The organism is Mucilaginibacter segetis, assembly GCF_016522075.1.
Taxonomy (GTDB): domain Bacteria; phylum Bacteroidota; class Bacteroidia; order Sphingobacteriales; family Sphingobacteriaceae; genus Mucilaginibacter; species Mucilaginibacter segetis.
The window spans coordinates 355,026-373,191 of the sequence record NZ_JAEHFW010000003.1 but is presented as its reverse complement, the minus strand read 5'-3'; the positions used below and the strand labels follow the sequence as shown (position 1 = coordinate 373,191).

The 18,166-nt window shown below is 38.7% G+C and carries 17 protein-coding genes; 2 read left to right on the top strand and 15 right to left on the bottom strand.

The genetic code is table 11. From position 1 onward, the window contains the following. Positions 1-44: 44 nt before the first annotated feature. A complete protein-coding gene (locus I5M19_RS15410) occupies positions 45-467 on the bottom strand; it encodes a hypothetical protein (RefSeq protein ID WP_200067253.1) in 423 nt (140 codons plus the stop codon). 161 nt (positions 468-628) lie between these two features. Between I5M19_RS15410 and I5M19_RS15405 the strand changes: the two genes are divergently transcribed. Further along, positions 629-1,159: an OmpA family protein gene (locus tag I5M19_RS15405; RefSeq protein ID WP_200067252.1), complete on the top strand. Its 531-nt coding sequence runs from the start codon at positions 629-631 to the stop codon at positions 1,157-1,159. 80 nt (positions 1,160-1,239) lie between these two features. On the opposite strand, the gene I5M19_RS15400 is transcribed toward I5M19_RS15405, so the two are convergent. From I5M19_RS15400 to I5M19_RS15335, 14 genes are all read right to left on the bottom strand, one after another. Further along, complete coding sequence (locus I5M19_RS15400; protein ID WP_200067251.1) at positions 1,240-2,001, bottom strand: oxygenase MpaB family protein; 762 nt, start codon at positions 1,999-2,001, stop codon at positions 1,240-1,242. 71 nt (positions 2,002-2,072) lie between these two features. Continuing rightward, a complete protein-coding gene (locus I5M19_RS15395; protein ID WP_200067250.1) occupies positions 2,073-2,465 on the bottom strand; it encodes a ribosomal maturation YjgA family protein in 393 nt (130 codons plus the stop codon). Continuing rightward, entirely contained in the window at positions 2,455-3,027 is a 573-nt protein-coding gene (locus tag I5M19_RS15390; RefSeq protein WP_200067249.1) for a hypothetical protein, read from the bottom strand. Before I5M19_RS15390 ends, I5M19_RS15395 begins: the two co-directional genes overlap by 11 nt. A gap of 3 nt (positions 3,028-3,030) precedes the next feature. Next, positions 3,031-4,374: an exosortase N gene (gene xrtN / locus I5M19_RS15385; RefSeq protein ID WP_200067248.1), complete on the bottom strand. Its 1,344-nt coding sequence runs from the start codon at positions 4,372-4,374 to the stop codon at positions 3,031-3,033. 2 nt (positions 4,375-4,376) lie between these two features. Next, positions 4,377-6,893, bottom strand: coding sequence for an XrtN system VIT domain-containing protein (locus I5M19_RS15380; RefSeq protein ID WP_200067247.1), 2,517 nt, complete (start codon positions 6,891-6,893; stop codon positions 4,377-4,379). A gap of 50 nt (positions 6,894-6,943) precedes the next feature. Next, positions 6,944-7,246, bottom strand: coding sequence for a winged helix-turn-helix domain-containing protein (locus I5M19_RS15375; protein WP_317193238.1), 303 nt, complete (start codon positions 7,244-7,246; stop codon positions 6,944-6,946). After that, positions 7,243-7,854, bottom strand: a complete 612-nt coding sequence (locus tag I5M19_RS15370; RefSeq protein ID WP_200067246.1) for a hypothetical protein — start codon at positions 7,852-7,854, stop codon at positions 7,243-7,245. Before I5M19_RS15370 ends, I5M19_RS15375 begins: the two co-directional genes overlap by 4 nt. 102 nt (positions 7,855-7,956) lie before the next feature. Next, entirely contained in the window at positions 7,957-9,171 is a 1,215-nt protein-coding gene (locus tag I5M19_RS15365; RefSeq protein ID WP_200067245.1) for a hypothetical protein, read from the bottom strand. Next, positions 9,164-11,536, bottom strand: coding sequence for a DUF2339 domain-containing protein (locus I5M19_RS15360; RefSeq protein ID WP_200067244.1), 2,373 nt, complete (start codon positions 11,534-11,536; stop codon positions 9,164-9,166). The genes I5M19_RS15365 and I5M19_RS15360 overlap by 8 nt, the downstream gene beginning before the upstream one ends. Positions 11,537-11,651: 115 nt before the next feature. After that, on the bottom strand, positions 11,652-12,593 hold the full coding sequence (locus tag I5M19_RS15355) for a sugar phosphate isomerase/epimerase family protein (protein ID WP_200067243.1): 942 nt from the start codon (positions 12,591-12,593) through the stop codon (positions 11,652-11,654). An 83-nt stretch (positions 12,594-12,676) separates the two neighbouring features. Further along, entirely contained in the window at positions 12,677-14,038 is a 1,362-nt protein-coding gene (locus I5M19_RS15350; protein WP_200067242.1) for an MATE family efflux transporter, read from the bottom strand. A 150-nt stretch (positions 14,039-14,188) separates the two neighbouring features. After that, the gene (locus I5M19_RS15345; RefSeq protein WP_200067241.1) at positions 14,189-15,130 is read right to left on the bottom strand and encodes a right-handed parallel beta-helix repeat-containing protein; all 942 of its coding nucleotides are present in this window, start codon (positions 15,128-15,130) and stop codon (positions 14,189-14,191) included. Between the two features lie 44 nt (positions 15,131-15,174). After that, positions 15,175-15,933 carry a WecB/TagA/CpsF family glycosyltransferase gene (locus I5M19_RS15340; protein ID WP_200067240.1) on the bottom strand — a complete coding sequence of 253 codons (759 nt, stop codon included), beginning with the start codon at positions 15,931-15,933 and terminating at the stop codon, positions 15,175-15,177. Between the two features lie 358 nt (positions 15,934-16,291). Further along, the gene (locus I5M19_RS15335; RefSeq protein WP_200067239.1) at positions 16,292-17,020 is read right to left on the bottom strand and encodes a ChbG/HpnK family deacetylase; all 729 of its coding nucleotides are present in this window, start codon (positions 17,018-17,020) and stop codon (positions 16,292-16,294) included. Positions 17,021-17,372: 352 nt separating this feature from the next. Here I5M19_RS15335 and I5M19_RS15330 point away from each other — a divergent pair, with 352 nt between their 5' ends. Then, complete coding sequence (locus I5M19_RS15330) at positions 17,373-18,149, top strand: polysaccharide biosynthesis/export family protein (RefSeq protein WP_200067238.1); 777 nt, start codon at positions 17,373-17,375, stop codon at positions 18,147-18,149. Positions 18,150-18,166: the final 17 nt, after the last annotated feature.

Genomic DNA, 18,166 nt, shown 5'->3' with positions numbered 1-18,166 from the left:
ATATTACGCATAAATTGGCAAAAACCGTAACCGAAGAAAATAGTTTAATTGAATTGAACCGTTTCCGGACCGGAAATCCTTGCTACATGGCATTGGCACTTGCCGCCTGCTAATTTCTCGATAACGGATATGGTTTGGCCGGTAGCGGCATAAGTAGCCGTAACACGGATATCATCGCCTTGGGCAGATATTTCATTAAGATTGGTATCGGAGGCAAATATGGTGAAATGGCTACCGGGCAGTTGGGTGGGCGTAGGTAATGGCTGAGTGAGTTCTTTATTAGTTCGCAAATTAACTACTTTAAGACCGGTAACATCCACTCCATTACCCTGGTTGTCTTGAAAAAAGATACCTATCTGTGTGTATATCTGGGTACAGGCCACCATGCCGCAGCCTTTATTACCTCCATTTTTACAGGCTGATATTCCTACAAGTAATACTAATGCAAAGCAAATTCTTTTATACATCTTAATTAGTTTTTATATGCTATTACGTACGGGTATAGGGTAATGATACAAACAAATGAATTTAAAGCATACGTTAACCAACCGGGAATATAAATAGTGGTTTTTCAAACGTTTTTATATTTTTACCGCTATACAATATCAAATCAAACTAATTTTTAATTATGAAACTATTCAAATCATCAGTTCTTGCAATTGCTATTCTTTCATCAGTAGTGCTGTTACCGGCCTGTAAAACCAAAAAAAAGGTGGTGGCTGCCAAACCAACGCCTGCTGCTGAACCTGCAAAACCTGTTGTTGCTGAAACACCAAAACCTGAACCTGCAAAACCTACTCCACCGCCACCTGCACCAAAACCTGATTATAACTTTAAAAACATACAGTTTGAATTCAACTCAGGTATATTAAAAACTGATGCTTACCCTATTTTGGATAATGCAGTTACCGAAATGAAGAAAGACCCCTCGGTTAAATTTGTACTTAATGGCAATTCATCAGCCGAAGGTACTACTGAGCATAACATGGCACTGTCTGTTGAACGTGCCAACTCCGTAAAAACCTATCTGGTTAACAGCGGCGTTAATGCAGATAACCTGATGGTAAAAGGCTATGGCGAAAGCAAACCCGTAGCTCCTAACACTACCGAAGAAGGCCGGGTATTGAACCGCAGAGTAGAGATAAAAAAACTTAACTAACATATTTCCTTTTAAACCTCCCCTTTCGGGGAGGTTTTTTATAAACATCATTTAATCTTTCCTTTCTCTCTGAAAAAGATTCAGGAAGAAACATCCAGCCCTTGTATCTGCACCTTATATTGTGCAGGCAATAGTGCTCCTTTTAAGGGTTTATCCAACTTTATCAACCGGAAAAATTTATAGATGGCTATAATAGGTGCCAGCCATCGCATACCATTTATACCAATTAAACGGGTTACTAAAGGCGGGCATACCAATAACTGCACTTGCTTAACTAATAAATAGCGTATTAAACCTAAATGCTTTTTATACTGACGATAAAGGTCGGTTGTAAATTTGCTTTTTATCAGATCGGCGTGTAAATGCTGATTACGCATTATCTGCCATTGGCGATAGCTTTCAGGCAAGCCTTCCAAACCCATGCGCTGGCCCACTTTGTTGAACACCCTGAATACTTCCTGTTTTTCGGCCGCGGTTAAAGGTCGTTCCAGCAGTTCATAGGAACGTACCGAATAATCTATCAACATAAATAAAACATCGCGATAGGCCCATGCGGGTATTTGCGCTCCACGGGTTTTCTCTACCGATTGATGGATGGCTGTTATCTTGTCTATTGCGGCAAGCGCATCGTCATTGCTTGAAAATATGATTTGCCTTGCATAAGTGACCGTAGAGAACAACCGCCCCAACGGATCGGCCGGTAACCTCCCTGTAAAATACAGCCAGTCTACCGCTTTATTAACTGCAAATTCGGCAGCCGCTCCCGCAAAAATAAACAGTACCGTATCTGCCTTTCCCCATATATGCCGTACAATTGAATTTTTATCTACAAAATATTTCATCCTTTATGTAACGTTAAAATACCCCAAATATTAATGCCCTCTAAATTTCTCCGGAATGTGTTGGAGTGAGGTTAATAATTCGATAAGCTCCAGGCCAGCCGTTCGTAAGCCAACACCAATATAATACCCAGGGTATATGACAATATATCCCCCCACTGAAATGTAGTGCCTATTATTATACGCGCCAAATTATTATTTCCCCAATCCAATACTTCTACTAAATTATAATATTGTGATATCTCTATGGCGTAGGCAAACAGCAATACGCTGAACGCAATAGAGCGGGCATCCTTTTTTATAAAAGTTTTAACCATACAATACAGCATTATCACCACCAAAAGATCCCCGCCATAAGGGCGCAGCAAGTCGTCGTGAATACAAGCGGCTATCCATACCTCGGTTGCCAGCAATACCAGGGCAAACCATGCATATTTTTTATTAAAAGTGAGCACATTAGAGTCCATTTCTGTCCAGATATTTTAGGTGTTTAACATTGGCATAAGCAATAAATAACGGGATGATGCCCAGCAACCCGAAACTACAATCAATAAAGCGCCAAAACCATGGTATGCCGCGCACAGCACCTGCTATAAATGCCAGCGGAAACACACACAAACATGCCAGCATTCCGAATTGTATTACCCACAAGTTTTTTACAGGATCGCGAAGCGGCCCTGCAAACAGCAGGGCAAGCATAAGATGGGCAAAAGCCAGCCAGTCGGTTCCGTAACTCAAGAAGGGGTATTGCGCATTACTTACGACAATTGCATGGTATACGGTTTGCAGCCAATGTTGCGCGACAACAGGCAACCAATTGCCATTGTTAGTAAGCCAGTTAAGTTCCGTTTGCAGCGGAAAAGCCGTAATACCACTAATAGCAAGCCCTGCAATAACTATCCAAAGGCATATTTTAATACGCCGCATTAAACGATGGTAGTTTAGGGTACGTTTCAATTTAATAACCGGGCGATGTTTTTTTGGCGTGTCCGGTGAAAGATCCTTTTGAGTTATATGACAGGTATTCATTGGTTATTTTTTTATTTGTGATGGATTATTATTAAACAACTCTTTAGTTATAAGCAACCTGAATACTTTGCTGTGGAGGGCCTTTGGCGTTGCAGCATTCACGTTTACCAGGTAAAACCTGCTTTTGCCTTTCGCAGCATCCCACCGCCAGGTTAACTGATCGACCGTTTTAAGTTTTCCGTTATCAAACCACCAGGCGGCATATATCTTATCTTTTTGCTTTTGCAGGGTGGCCATGTAAATATTGAAGCCTGCTACCCTTTCCTTTTTTATTTTTTTAAACTGGTAGCCGCTACCTGTCCAACATACCATCGGGTCGTGTTCGGGTGCATAAAACGATGTTGGTTTAATGTAGATCAGGGCCTCCTTATTTTCCAGTTTAATGATCCCGTTGTCCATTGCTGTTTTCATATAACCTTTTAGGCGGATATTATCAGATGGGACAATAAGTTTATCGGCATTTATAAGATGAGTGGCCAAAAAGAGTACATTAGCCAGCAGTATCAGATGTAAAAGCGGATAGCGTAAGCCACGGTTATTGGTTTTTGTATTTAACAGCGGCGCACTTATAGCCTCTTTACCCCATCGCTTAACAAACGGCCTGAGGCATACCAGCAAAGGAAGCATCACATATATTATTAAACACCCAATGCCCACCAGGTCATGAAAAAAAGTACCCGGCATAATTTTAAAGTTCACCAGCAACATTATCCGGAAGAAATTACAAACGATATTTAAAAGCACGGTTACCACGCATACCATTAATACGTGTATAAAACGAACCTGCTTACCCAATTGCCTTTGATAAAAAGTTAATAAGAACAGGCCTATCAGTAAAGACATTACCAGCATATTTAAGCCCGCGCACGCCGGATCTACAGAAAACTCATAATTGCCACTTACCAGTTGGTTACCTTCGGCGGTAATATTCGCGCCGGAAAAACTTAGTACACGGGCTACCATATCACTTACCCAAAGCCTCGCCGGAAACTCTGCCAGATGCGTAATGTGAGCAAACACCGGTGAAATAAGCACCAGGAAGAACAGCAGCATATTGTTCAGTTTACCTATGCTATTTTCTATCAGTAGCAGCAGCGCAAATAGTGCGGCAATAAAGAACATTGTGTTTACAGGAGCCATAACAGCCAACACTGCTGTTATTAGTGCCGGGAGTAAATACCTTAATGAAAATTGCCGGATGTTAACGGTACTTAACAGCCCTGCTATTATATTGGCGTCCCACACAAAATACCCGGGGATAAACCAAATAGTTATTAACAGGTATATAAGCCCTAATAGCATGGCGTAGTTAAGTTTATGATACTGCTTTAAGGGTATTGCTAACATGTTTACAGTTTTTGGGTAGCTATTTTTTGTTTGGTAACCATGTAGATAACAACACTTGCAGCCAACAGAATCAGTAACCACTCCTGCGGTTCAGGCACCGCACCTGATGATTTCATGGAGGCATTTTGTAAACTGTTCTTGTTTTCTTCGATACCAAAACGCTCATAATCCTTTGGGGTTTCCAGCACTATTAGACTTGATACCGGCGACACTACATAAGCCTGTTCCGCTTCGGCAACTATAGAATCCGGCACCTCATTTTCATTAAAGTAACCCGCGGCAACCTGTTTCATAATATCATTGTAGGCAAACAACCGTAAAATATGATCGGGAGCGTGACCTGTATTTACCGCTACGCCCTTGTTTATAATCAGGCCGGCGCTACTAATTACTACTGTCGTGCTATTTTCCGCGTTATGTATAAAACGGTGTTTATCAAGCAATTCCGAAAGCTCTGCTAAGCTGCCATTAGCGTAGTTAAATACCCGCAGTTCCTTTAATGCTTTAAGGTATGGGCTAAGCTGATAACCAATATTAAACAGGCGTATTTGTCCGGGTTGATGTTTCAGATATGCTGTCATATCCTCTGCAAAACCACTCCCCACCAGATCGTTTAAATTGGGTGAAGTATCGGTGCTTTTAGATACCAATAAAGCAGTAGCAGGATGACCGATCTTATTAACAGGGAAAAGACTAAAATTCTCTTCTTTCAGCAGGTCGAACAGTTCATCGGCATTTGCATCGGTAAGTTTAACCAGCTTATCGTAATAAATGTAAACGGGCTGCTTTTTAAAGCTGGTATAAACCTGTTTAAATTCATCCTTTGTCCACGAGCTGTTTACATCCAAATAAATAACATCAGGTGTAAATGCTTCATATTGCTGACGGTAATTACTTACCTGATAGCGGGCTCCACCGAAGGTAAAACCTGTACTTTTTAATGCAGGTGCATCGCATGCTATTTGCCAATTCGGCTCATAAGTGCTGTTTGATATATATCTATCAACACCGGCTTGTTTAAATACAGATGGCATTTTCAGGTTCATCGGTTTTTCAGAAAAGCTTATCTGTGTGGTCTCAAGAGCATTTGCCGCCTGCGGGCCGTCAAAAAAAACGTTATCATAAACCAAATGATTTCCCTGTTTACTAAGCGGACTTGTAATTCCTATCCTGAATTTACGGTTTTCCTGGGAGGTACAGGGGAATACCCGCACACTTATGGTGTTACCTTCCTGCCAATGTACCACCGATGGGTCGTGTTGTTCTACTCCCACCACCTGCTGATAGGCCGAATCTGCTTTTGCCTTGGTGGTAAGTCGCGATTTTTCTTCCCTGCCATTTATCCATAACGATAGTGAACTTACCACAGCTCCTTCCGGCAAGTGGAAGGTATAAATGGCCTCCTGCTGATTCCACGCCCAACCTGTATTGTTTTTTATGGTGAGTGTTTTTTCGGTATATGCTAAGCGGTATTCCGGAAAAAGTTTAACGTTACTGATAATGCTTATTGTCTCCAGATTATCGCCTGACCATAACCTTTCCTGCGCCTGGTGGCGGGAATTATACATCGCCTTTAAAATGTTGATCTGCTCCCGTTCATCTAAATTTGGTTTTTTAAAAAACAAAGTTGCCAGTACTACCAGCGGGTCATGCTCTCTTCGGCCATCGAATGAACGTGAAGGCATGCCGCCCCAAAACCATGAACCTCCGGGTGCCACCTCGTGATAGATCAAACCTGTTTTTAGAATACGTTCGGCAAAAGGTGAATTTTTTATTTGCTGACTAACGGCTACCCATGCGGGCAAACGCCCCTCATCAAGAGTGTTTTGGTTGATAATAAGGTTGATCTTCCGGTTGGTTTGGCTCCAGTTTATTAAAAAGACAACGGCAAACATAATCGGCAATACAAAGCCGGATATGGCCATGTATAATACTTTTTTATCCTGCTTATATGCTTTAATGATGATAACTATTGTAACCAGCGCGAGGCAAAATGGCACATAAGTATGCAGCGAAATGCCAATAGCAAGAATACCTACTAAACCAATAACGTACAGCGGTAACAAATAGAGCGAGTAATAAGTAAACAACAGCAAGGCTGATCCCGTAAAAAAAAACACTATATACTTTACTGCATTCCCAATTACCTCAAAATAGGCCGATACTATTAATACCACACATGACAATACTATCCACACGCTAAGCCAGGTTACGGAATCTTCAAAAACGTTCATTTCGCGATTAAGTGCGAAGGCACTAATGAACCATAATAGCAACAAAAATACCGTATGCTGAATTTTACCCTTGGATAACTTGCCTTTGTGTGATGTTGCGGTATGTATCCACACTACCAGTAAATACCCGGCAGATAGCATATAATTAATAAAGAAAGCGCCAAAGAAGGAGGTATCGGTAGAATAGCTCCCGGTTAGCATAAAAATGGCCGACGACACCGCCACCAGGATAAGGCCGGTTAATGATACCCTGTCATGTAATAAGTTGTTGATCATTTTTTCCATTTTATATATATTAAAAGTACTTTGAATTGCAAAGTTATTAAGTAAAAAAATTACAGTTTTTGCTGCTTTATTAAATTTTCGAGCGACTGCAGATGTTTTTTAAAAGCCGCTTTTCCCAAATCCGAAGCAAAATAACGGGTGTTAGGTTTTCGCCCTAAAAAGGATTTGTTTATGGTGATGTACTGCTCCTTCTCTAACGCCTTAAGATGCGATGCCAGGTTACCATCGGTTACTGCAAGCAGTTCCTTCAGCGAGTTAAAATCATAACTCTCGTTAGCTACCAGCACACTCATTATCTGCAAGCGTACGCGGTTCTCAAAAGCCTTATCAAAATCAGTTAACGTAACCTTCACCTGTCGTATTTAAAATGCATAATAGTACCATATAAAATATGCAGCACTCCAAAGCCTAATGCCCAAAAAAGCAAACCATAGCCCGGCAACAGGGTAGCCAGCAGGCCCAATCCTATGTCACACAGGCCCAGCCATTTTACATCCCCGTAAGTGTAACGACTGGCGGCAACTAATGCCAAACCATAAAATATAAGGCATCCCGGCGATATAACTCCGTAATAACCGCGGCACAATAATAATAAAACAAAACAACCTCCGGTTAATAAAGGTAAAGCCCCGTTCTTCAACAGCATCTGGCTGCTTTGGTTCCAAACACTTTCACCTTTTTTTGCCGCCTTGCGCACAGTAAGCCAGACGCCTGTACCAATGGAGCATACCAATACCGCACATGCTATTAAAAACAACTGTACCACAAGTGGGTCGTTATAGCGCACATAAACTACCTGTGGCTCGCCGGTATAAATAAGCTTGTAGGCTAACCCTGCCCCTATCAGCGCATAAATTCCGGCCATAACACCAGACAAACCGCTGAGCGATATGAACTTGGTTGAGCGCTCCATTATGCTGCGGATGGAGGCGATCTCAGCGTATAAATCTTTATCTTCCATTATAAAGTACTTTGTGTTTCAAAGCAACATAATTAATTTGATATCTGCAAATGATATTTTAAAAAATATTCGGTCCTTACAAAGGAAGTTTAGCACGCTGCCTCACTCCCTTTTACCTATTTCTTTTGTAAGCTTATAGGTAAGCACAGCAAGGATTGTTACCACTATCAAAATTGCTGCCCATATTAACCATTTGGGAACATGCTGTTCGCTATCCGCAATTTTTCTTTGATATAACGGATTAGGAGTAATTTTTCCGGTAGTTAGCAAGGGTATCTGCAAGTGCAGACTGTCTGCAAAATACCCAAGATCGTAAAATGGTTTCATAGCTGTACTATCACCAAATAAAAGCTGGTAGGTATCGGCTTTGTTCAAATAGGCAACTAAAGATTGATTTAACTGATAGGCAGTTATATTTTCAAAAGCTAGTGGCGGGTTATCTTCATTTTGTATCTCTAATTCTATCTGTTTGGCACGGGCAGAAAAGTACAAATCATTACCGCCTGCAGAACTGATTACTGTATCGCCCAAAAACGTGCGATTTTGATTTTCAACCGCATAAATAGCAATAGCACGTTTAAAGAATTTAGTTACTGCTATATCAAAATGTATTTTATTAATGGTATAGGCATTACTTAAACGAATATGAACGCTACTGATATTGCCACTATCCTTTTGGGTAAAGGTTAGCCCTTTTAAGGCGGTATATTCGGGATTTACTTGTTGAAGTTTATATATGCCTGCTTCTAAAATAGCTACAGGTGCCTTTTGCCTGTTATTTACCTGTATCTTAAAATAATGATAGGTGCTGGCAGGAAAATTCAATAACTGCTCATAATTCCCATCAGCGTTATTGCCTGGTACTGCACTGCCAAGTTGAGCATCTTCGGTTATGGCGTACCACCTGGTCATGTCATCGCTGCCCAGCACACTAACCATACGCTGAACGCTTGTATTACGCATCTTCAGTATAAGCCCGTTAATGGTGGAGCGCAACTTATTCTCAGCTATATAGGTAGTCACCGTATCCGGTTGCGATGCAGGTACTATTTGTGGAAAAGAAATAAAACTATCGCGATAATTACGCTTTAGTAAATCACCAAACACATACGGAACAAATTTTCCCTGCCCGTCAAGTATCCTTAAGTCGGACAGATCATATTTACTTTTTGCAATTACAGCAGGCGGTAAATTTATTTGGTAAAAACCAGCAGTATCCGGCTTAGGCAATACTGCCCGGTATTTAAAAGTATGCTGTGCGAAAACTACATTTATGCTATTTAAAACAATAACCAACGTTAATAGTAGTTTATTCATCGTTCTTTTTAATTTCATCACTAACAATTATTTTTTTCACTTTTTGATACATAAAAGAAACGATGAGCAGCAGCACCCCCAAACTAAAAAACGCTGCTATTTTACCGGCAGGCGGAATACCGCGTATATCAAATACAAATAATTTAACAAGTGTTATGGTAAACAGGGTTAAGGAGATGATACGTAAAGTACGCACCTTACCACGCATGCCCAATATCATAAACGCGAAGGATGATAGTCCCCACAATATAGGTAAGCCAACCTTTATGTATACCGTTTGTATATTGCTAAGTGCAATACCCGGTTTATAGAAAAGCATATTGCATACAAGGCTTACTTCCAAACTTAAAAATAATACTACAGCGCCGGCGAGTATCCAACTAAGGGCAGGCCGCATAGCTTCATCAATATTACTACGGCACAGGCTTATTAACTGATAAAATAACATACTTATAAAAATGGCACCCAGCCAATGTGCTGCAAAATGCATTACAGATACCTTATGTTCAATAAGAATATTGTATTGCACATTAAATAAAACAGGCATCGCAAACAAGTATACAATTATGCAAATAGCCATAACTCCAGCAGCTACCGGCCACATAAACTGCAAGTTCTTTATCCGCTTTGTTAAAATATAAAAGGAAAATATAAATGCCGGTATATACATCATTATATAAACTACGTTTAGATCAATGTTAGGATAGCGGTTAGAGAATTGATGGTTAACCTCCAGCAATCCGCTTAAAAAGAAGAATATAAAGGCAATATATTTAAAAACAGTTGGCGGCAGGGAAATCCCATAAACGGGTTGGCTACTATCTTGCTCCACCAATCTACTGAGCAGATAAAAGCTCAAAGCAGCTACTACGGTAGTAATAAAACCCTTATTAGCAATAATAGTTAGCGTTAAATATGATGATCCATATAAATTCACCCAATCCAACATCAGGCTTATCAGCATGGCACCCGCAACAATTAACGAGGTGAGTTTCATTAACCGGATATTGGATTTTAAATAAAGCCAATAAAGCAGTACGGTTTCCGCGGCCCAAAACAGCGTAATATAATGTCCGTTAAGTTGTATAGGTGCAGTTAAGGATATAAAAGTAAGTGTGATACCAATAAGCAAATAAAGAATATTATTATCTGCCTTTTTATTCCTGAATAACAGAAATGATAATATTAGGTTTATAACGGCCAGCGCGGCAGAGAATAAACCACGCATTTGGTGTTGATGCATCGCACTTAACAAATACAACCCTAGGGCAAAATACAGGCCCGTGTTAACAAGCAAGATTGTAAAATCGCTTGCAATAAACTTCTTGTTCTCTTTAATATTATTAGCAACATTTATGCTGAAAAACATTAAATACAATATCCCTGCATACCAAAACCCTGTTGAATAGGTTGACTCAGTTAACGTAGTTAAAGTGGCTAAAAACACAATTGCAGTTAGCCCGAATGCAGTTGCATTAAGTATACGCCATGATTTGTTGTAGGCAATAACCAACAATCCCGCGTTTAATATAACCAGGTAGGTAAAGAATGCGATGTAATTGGCCTGATCGCTGCTTACTAAAAACGGACTTAAAAGGCCGCCTACCAATGCTATTACGGCAAGTTCCTGTTTATTATACAATAGCGACAAAACAACAGCGAATGCAGTTATTACGATAAGGATTATAAATGAAGCCGTTTGATTAAAAAGATGAAACTGATGATAGGCTAATGTTATGGTAAAATATAACACAGCAAGCCCCCCGCCTACCAGTACAGAGCTAAAGGCGCGATAGCTATTCCGTAACCTATGGGCAATACCAATTAATATACCGCCGCAAATTACACCTATGCTAACTCTGCCCACCGGGCCAACCCAGTTATTATCAATGGCATATTTTACAAAAAAGCCGATAGCTAATACCAATATGGCTATGCCGATTTTATTAACCAGATTTTCGCCAATAAACTTCTCCAGATCAGGATACTGTTCAAAAAAAGAAAGCTTCCGTTCTTGTTTCTCAAATAAAGGCTCACCTGATGGCTTATCTATATGGTGCAATGATTTTTGCGTATTCGCTATATCATCATGGTGCGTTGCACTTTTCGGCTTAATTATAATTGGGGCGGGTGGTTTTATAACCGGAGAAATCACCGGCTCAGGCTTTGGTGCCTCTTCGGGGTCAGTAATAGGTTCGCTCTTGGTGGTTTTCTCCGTAGGATTGATTAGCGTAATTTGCCGGATCAGTTTTTGAAGTTCAAATAACCTGTACTCCAGTCCTGCAATTTTCTCGTTATTGGCATTTTTATTAGTGATCAGCAGATAAATAATTACCAGCAAAAGCACCACATAAATAAATTCCATATAATAATTTAGGTTTAAGCTATCTAAAGTACGATTATAATAAATATTACAAGCATACCGCTTATGCTATTTAGCGCTATGCTCGTAATGTATCTCTTTAGTCTGCCTAAATTCTTTACGCCAGTGCTTCTGCGGCATAGGCGCGGCATTTCTTTACTTCGGTTACGGCATCAGAGCCGGCCGGTATATTGTATTCCAGCTCTATAGTAGCCGGAAATTTGTAATGGTTCTTTTTTATCAGTTCCAATACCTCTTTAATCGGCGTATCACCTTCGCCCCATGGTGCGTTAGGGCCGTTATTAAATTTACGATCCTTAAGGTGCATACTGGTAATACGGTCGTGATATTTTTCAATGAAAGGTATGGGGCTGCTGCTGGTACCCGCCACATAATGGCCTATGTCTAAATTGATAGCATTATATTTTGATTGGCTAAGGGCGGTATCCCAAAGCGTTGGGGTAGCCTGTGTATGGGCGTGGTAGCCTACCAGCATTTTATGTTTGGCGGCAATGGTACCTAACCGCATGGTTTGCTCATCATCATTAGGCAACTCCACCGTAACATGGCTCACGCCTAAAGCTTTGCCCGCGTTAAAGGCGTAGTCTATCTCTGCATCGGTGTTTCGTTTACCAAGGGCATTAGGTTTCCAGGCGTAAATGGTTACCCCTGCATCGTTATACATTTTGCGCAATTGCTTAAACTTATCCATTGGCGCTTTGCTGCGCCACTCGGCTAATATGGGCGCATATTCATTCCAGTTTTGGCTGCTTTCACGCTTGGGCGCCCCTGCATATGCCTCCGCTGCATCGCCCATCAACTCAATGGCGTTTATATTACAATCTAAACAATATTTAAGCAGATCTTCGGCCGTGCCCGGCATACTACGGAAGGAGTAGGTGATAACGCCTATCTGCACACCATTAATCACCGAATTGGGTTTTGCCGTGTTACTCAGCAATGCGCTTGCAAAAGACGAGCGCGATAAAAACAAAAGGCTGGTTGCGGCAATGGCTCCTCCGCTAATAAACTGTCGCCGGGTTAAGTGCTGCTTTTTCATGAAAAATTATTTATAAGTGGTTTATTATTGGTTATACCAAAGTTATAAAATTATAAACAGCAGCAAAGGGTGTATTAAAACTGTTACCTATACCATATACCTGTGGCCCTGCGCTCTACAATAAGCTTGCACTGGTAAGTAATAAATATGTTCATGATGATCATGGTGATAATGTTGGCCCATACAGCGCCTGATATTCCCACATTATTGATAAGCCATATGGATAACGGAATATTCATTACTCCTGTAAACAGCACCATTATAAGCTGTATCCTTAACTTACCTATACCGTTAAGCAGATAGGCGTGTATAACCATCCATGTTTGCAGGATGCTGTATATAGCCATGGAGAGCGACAGTATATCGGGCACCGTTACTAACTCATGTATCCATATCTTATAAAAAAACCCCGAAAAAAAATAAAGCAGGACAGCAAATGCAGAAACATACACCCAAAGCAGGCGCATTTTGTTCAAAGACGACTTTATCCATTCAAAATCGCGGCGCGCATATGCATCGGTAAAAGCACTCCAGTAAGGTGTGATAATAATATAAAAAATAATACTGATAATAGAAAAATACTTAAAGGGGATGTTAAATGTAGTAACCGATCCGGGTCCAAGCATACGTGTGATAAGTATATTATCAGTTTCATAGAGCACAAGCGCGCCTATTTGAATTAAAAAGAAAGCTCCGCCAATGTTAAGCAGACTTTTGGCATTATTAACCAACACGGCGTTTACTCGTGGCGATATTTTTTTAAGTGAAGTATTGTATAAGTATATATTGGCTAAAGCAAGTACCAAAACCGGCGAACCGGCGGCTATAAATACTAAAATGAACAAATTGCCCTTAGTGAATGCCGAGAGTACATAAATAAGAATATAGGTAAGCGCCTGCCCCAATAACAATATTAATGACGATTTAAAGGGTTGGTGCGTAGCAATAAGTACACTATTTATAGGTTGCAGTATAAATTGCACGCAAAAGAAACCAAGCGTAAGTATAATTACCGGCCATATATTAAGCTTTACTGACAGGGGCACTTTTAAAAGATCGTTCCAGTTAAATAGAGAGCCTATACTAAAGAACAGTATAAATGTTACCGATGCTATAATAAAAAGCAGGGCATAAGTAGTACTAATATCTTTTTTCATATTAGTTTTATCGCCAAGCGCAAGTGAGTGGGCCAGCCTGTTGCGCAACCCGTTACTAAGCCCTATATCAAATGTGTTTATCCATGATACCAGGGATGCTATAGTTATCCATATACCATTTTGAACCGGATTTAAATAATCGATAGTAAGCGGTATTAACATAAAGCCAATAAATACACTTATTCCCTTTATTAAAAAAGTATAAATTATATTCCTCTTTATTTTAAGTGTCCGCTCGCTGCCTACTGTCCAAAAGGTTTGTACTTTATTTTTTAAGAAGGACAGCATCTATATTCTATAATTAATATTTTACTGATCAGCATAAAACATATTACGTTTACTCATACTTTTATAAATTTATGAGTTTGTACAGGCGCATTATACAATAATAATCAGTATTTATTGTTAAAATTCAATCAACACTAAATTTTTTATCAGCTATGGTGTATTGATTAAAAGTTGATCAGGCAAAATTGAGGGGCCAATACGGGCTTTCCAATTATTATTATCCCAGCCGATTACCGATCCGCAATTTCCGTTATTCCAGTTACTGAAGATTTCTCCGTCAGCTTTGGTCCAGTTTACTTTATTACCGCTAATAGTATTTAAGGCACATACGTATTTGCTTTGATTCCAGATGTATATCCCAACATTAGTAAAAGGCTGTTGTTTAGCATATATGGTATTATTTATTATTTTTATGTTAGTGCCACCTGCAATGGCCATACCGTATTGCCCTGGATCGACCAAAATATTATCACTCGCGGTAAGGTAGGATCCTCCGTTATCACCCAGCATAATACCGCCGCCATACTTACTGGGGCCGCCACCACGTATACGGTTACCTACTATTTGTACAGGATCATAGAAAGTACCGTTTGTTTTAAACATATTTATAGCATCCTGCGGGTCGCTTTTACCGGGGAAATTTTCCCCGCTGTTATAATTTACCCGATTATTACTGCCGCTAACGTCATCAAACTGTACAAATTGCCCTCGCGGAAATGGTCCGCGCATGTTTTTAAACTGGTTATAACTGATATTTATTCCCTGGCTCTCCAATGCATATACTCCGGTTGCAACATTTTCAAAATAACACCCCTGCACTGTTATATTACTACAATTATAAATATTTAAGCCATTTTTTATTGAATTGTGAAACGTGCTGTTTTTAATAATGATGTTGTAACAATTAGAAAGTGTGATACATGCCGATGTATCTCCTGCTATATCTAAACCGGAGATAACAGTATCGTGTAATGCAACAAGATTTAGGGGGGCTACTGCTTTATGGTTTTTGGTTTGGCCATAAACGTGACCTATAGTGATTCCCCATAACAGAGCAGCTATTATTAAATAAGCAGTTGTAAATTTATACATTAACTATAGGTTTTAAATTCCGTGGCTAAAACCGTACAGCAAACTTAATTTGAATTTTTGTTAAGTACGATCAATAATTTTTCCTTATAAACATGATATATAAAAACCGGCCCATATAGGATGTAGCGTTTCCATAAATGAATAGGCTCACGTACTAAGCGGATAAACCACTCCAGGCCCATATTTATCCAAAACTTACCGGGCCTGCGTACAGTTTCCGAATAAAAATCAAATACAGCACCTATAGAACATATAACCTTCACATTTAGTCTGTGTTTATGTGCGTAAACCCATTTTTCCTGTTTGGGTGCTGTCATCCCCACAAAAAGTACGTCAGGATTAAAATCATTAATATCGTTTATCATCCTGTCATTATCATCGTCGTTAAATTGCTTCTTAAAAGGTGGAGAATAAACTCCAACCCTGATTGCAGGATATTCAATAGCTAAACGTTTTTTTATACCATCCAAGGTTTCCTGAGAGGAGCCTAAATAAAAGCAACTTCCGGCTACGGCATTAAGTTGCTCAAGCAAATGCTTATGCAGGTCTGCGCCGGCTATTTTTTTTATTTTTCTACCCTTTAATATTTTAGTAGCTCCCACTATACCAATTCCGTCGGGCAGCAACAAATCCGACTCCACTAACACCTTTTTAAAATATTCGTCCTTTTCAGCTATAATATAAGAGTACTGATTAAGGGTATTAATAATACATTTTTGGGTTTGTTCAGTATAATCGAACCGATCTAAACTGGAGATATAAATTGAATAGTCAAATAATTTTAACGTTTCGTATCTATTCATTTTATTTCAAAAAAATATCCCATCAGCGAGAAAGCAATAACATTATCAGTAAATCAATCAGCGTTTTAAAGATTTATAAAGCCAATGCTATTATAAATCTTAATATCACTTAAATACGATGTTTTTAAACAATTTTAAATGCAAAACTGCTGAAATAGTTCGTTAACGCTAAAATTATAAATTTTATACATAAAACATCTTTCAACATTAAACTAAATTCAATACAAACAATTAAATATCTGATTGTAAATTACTTATAAATATTCTTTTAGAACTTTTGCAACTCGTTTGCAAGAAAGTTTTAACAATAATTTTCTCTTATTTATGATCAAATAATAATTACATCCCGAATATCTGCTCAAGCCTTTAAAAACATCAACCAGTTTCGCATAGTGTCCTTGTCAAAATGGTCGGTTAATTTTCCTGTCTGATCAAGATCAGGGTGCAACATAATTTCTATATTACCATTGGGCTTCCTGCCATTGTTAATTATAGTTAAAAAATGAGCAACAGTTTGAAAATTATCAGAATAGTTTAATTTGCTTTTTTTAATAATGTAATTAATGTACTGCCGGTACAAAAATTTGATGTAACTGTTTTCTCTGAAAGTTTGTGCCAGGCGCAGCTTTAAATTAAAATGCTTTGCTGTTTTAATAAATAATTTATAAAAACCCGGCAACGTATGTAAGTGATAATGTGAGTCGATGTGAGTGAGCAGAATATTATTTGCGCGAGCCTTATTTATTTGTGCATGTATTTCTTTCTCGAAAGCAATAGACATTTGTTTTGTATATAAATTAAGCTTGCTGTTAATTTTAGCAGTATCCCATTGACCATTGTTATCTAAAAAGGTTCTGCTCATGTTGGTAAGCGGCTTACCTTCTGCAAGGTTAATATGTATGCCTACGTTTTTTATGCATGAATACTGATTTATGAATTCTGCAGCTTCTTTAAAACCTGCCGTGTTGGTTAATAGCGAAGTACTGTTTATAATCCCTTGTTCATAGCTATATAAAACGGCCTTGTTGACAGAATTACTCAGCCCGAAATCATCTGCAGTTGCTATAACATTGTTTGGGATAGGCATGTTTTAAGGTGTAGTGGAGGATATATTCAGCGAATATTAAAAACTTTTAAAATTAAAAATTCGTAAATGTTATACTCTTAAAAATATAATTTATGCAAATTAAATCTTTTAAAATTTACCAAATGATATTTTTTATTATTTTCGCATGATAAAAAAGTACAAAATCAGATTTATGCTGACAAAAAAAACGTCTATTGCGATAATAATAACATTCCTCACGCATACGTTTAGTTTTCTCAAATTTCATCATTAAACTTAAGTAAAAACATAGATAGTTTTCAAAATATAACTTTGTTTATGATTACAGCAAATTTTATGTCTTAATGCCCCCTTATAAATCAAATAACGTAATATGAAATTGAAACATTTATTAACGCTGCTTTTTGTTGCAGTTATATTTTTTAACTTTTCCTGTACTGCATATAAAGATGTCCCTTATTTTCAGGACATTTCAAAAGACAGCATCAACACAGAAAATATTGAGAATTTTACACAGTTGACAATTCAGCCAAATGATTTACTGGGCATACATTTCACCAGTCTTAATCCGGACGCGTCAGCAATGTTCAATTACAATTTAGAACGACCAAACGGAAATAACAATTTGGATAAAAGCGAAGAAAATGCGGTAATAGGTTATTTGGTTGACATGAACGGAGACATACACCTACCTATGGTAGGAGCAGTTAACGTAAAAGGCTTAACTACTTTACAGACATCCGAATTGCTCGAGAAAAAACTTACCCCTTATTTAAGTCAGCCAAAGGTGGATACCCGTATTCAAAATTTCAGGATATCTGTATTAGGCGATGTAAAAAGCCCGAACACCTTTAATGTATATAATGAACGCATTACTGTACCTGAGGCTCTTTCATTAGCAGGCGACCTAAATGTTACAGGTATTCGTAAAATATTATTAATAAGGGAGATTGACGGTAAACGCACATACATCCCCTTTGACCTTACTAAGAAAGATATTTTTAACTCTCCTTATTACTACTTAAAAAATCGGGATGTTATTTATGTACAGCCCAATCACTCAAGAGTTGAAAATGACGGAACAACTTTTCAGAAAGCAAGTATAATTGTTTCATTGATGTCCGTTATTGCTATTCTTATAACCAGATAATTTATTCATTTTTTTTC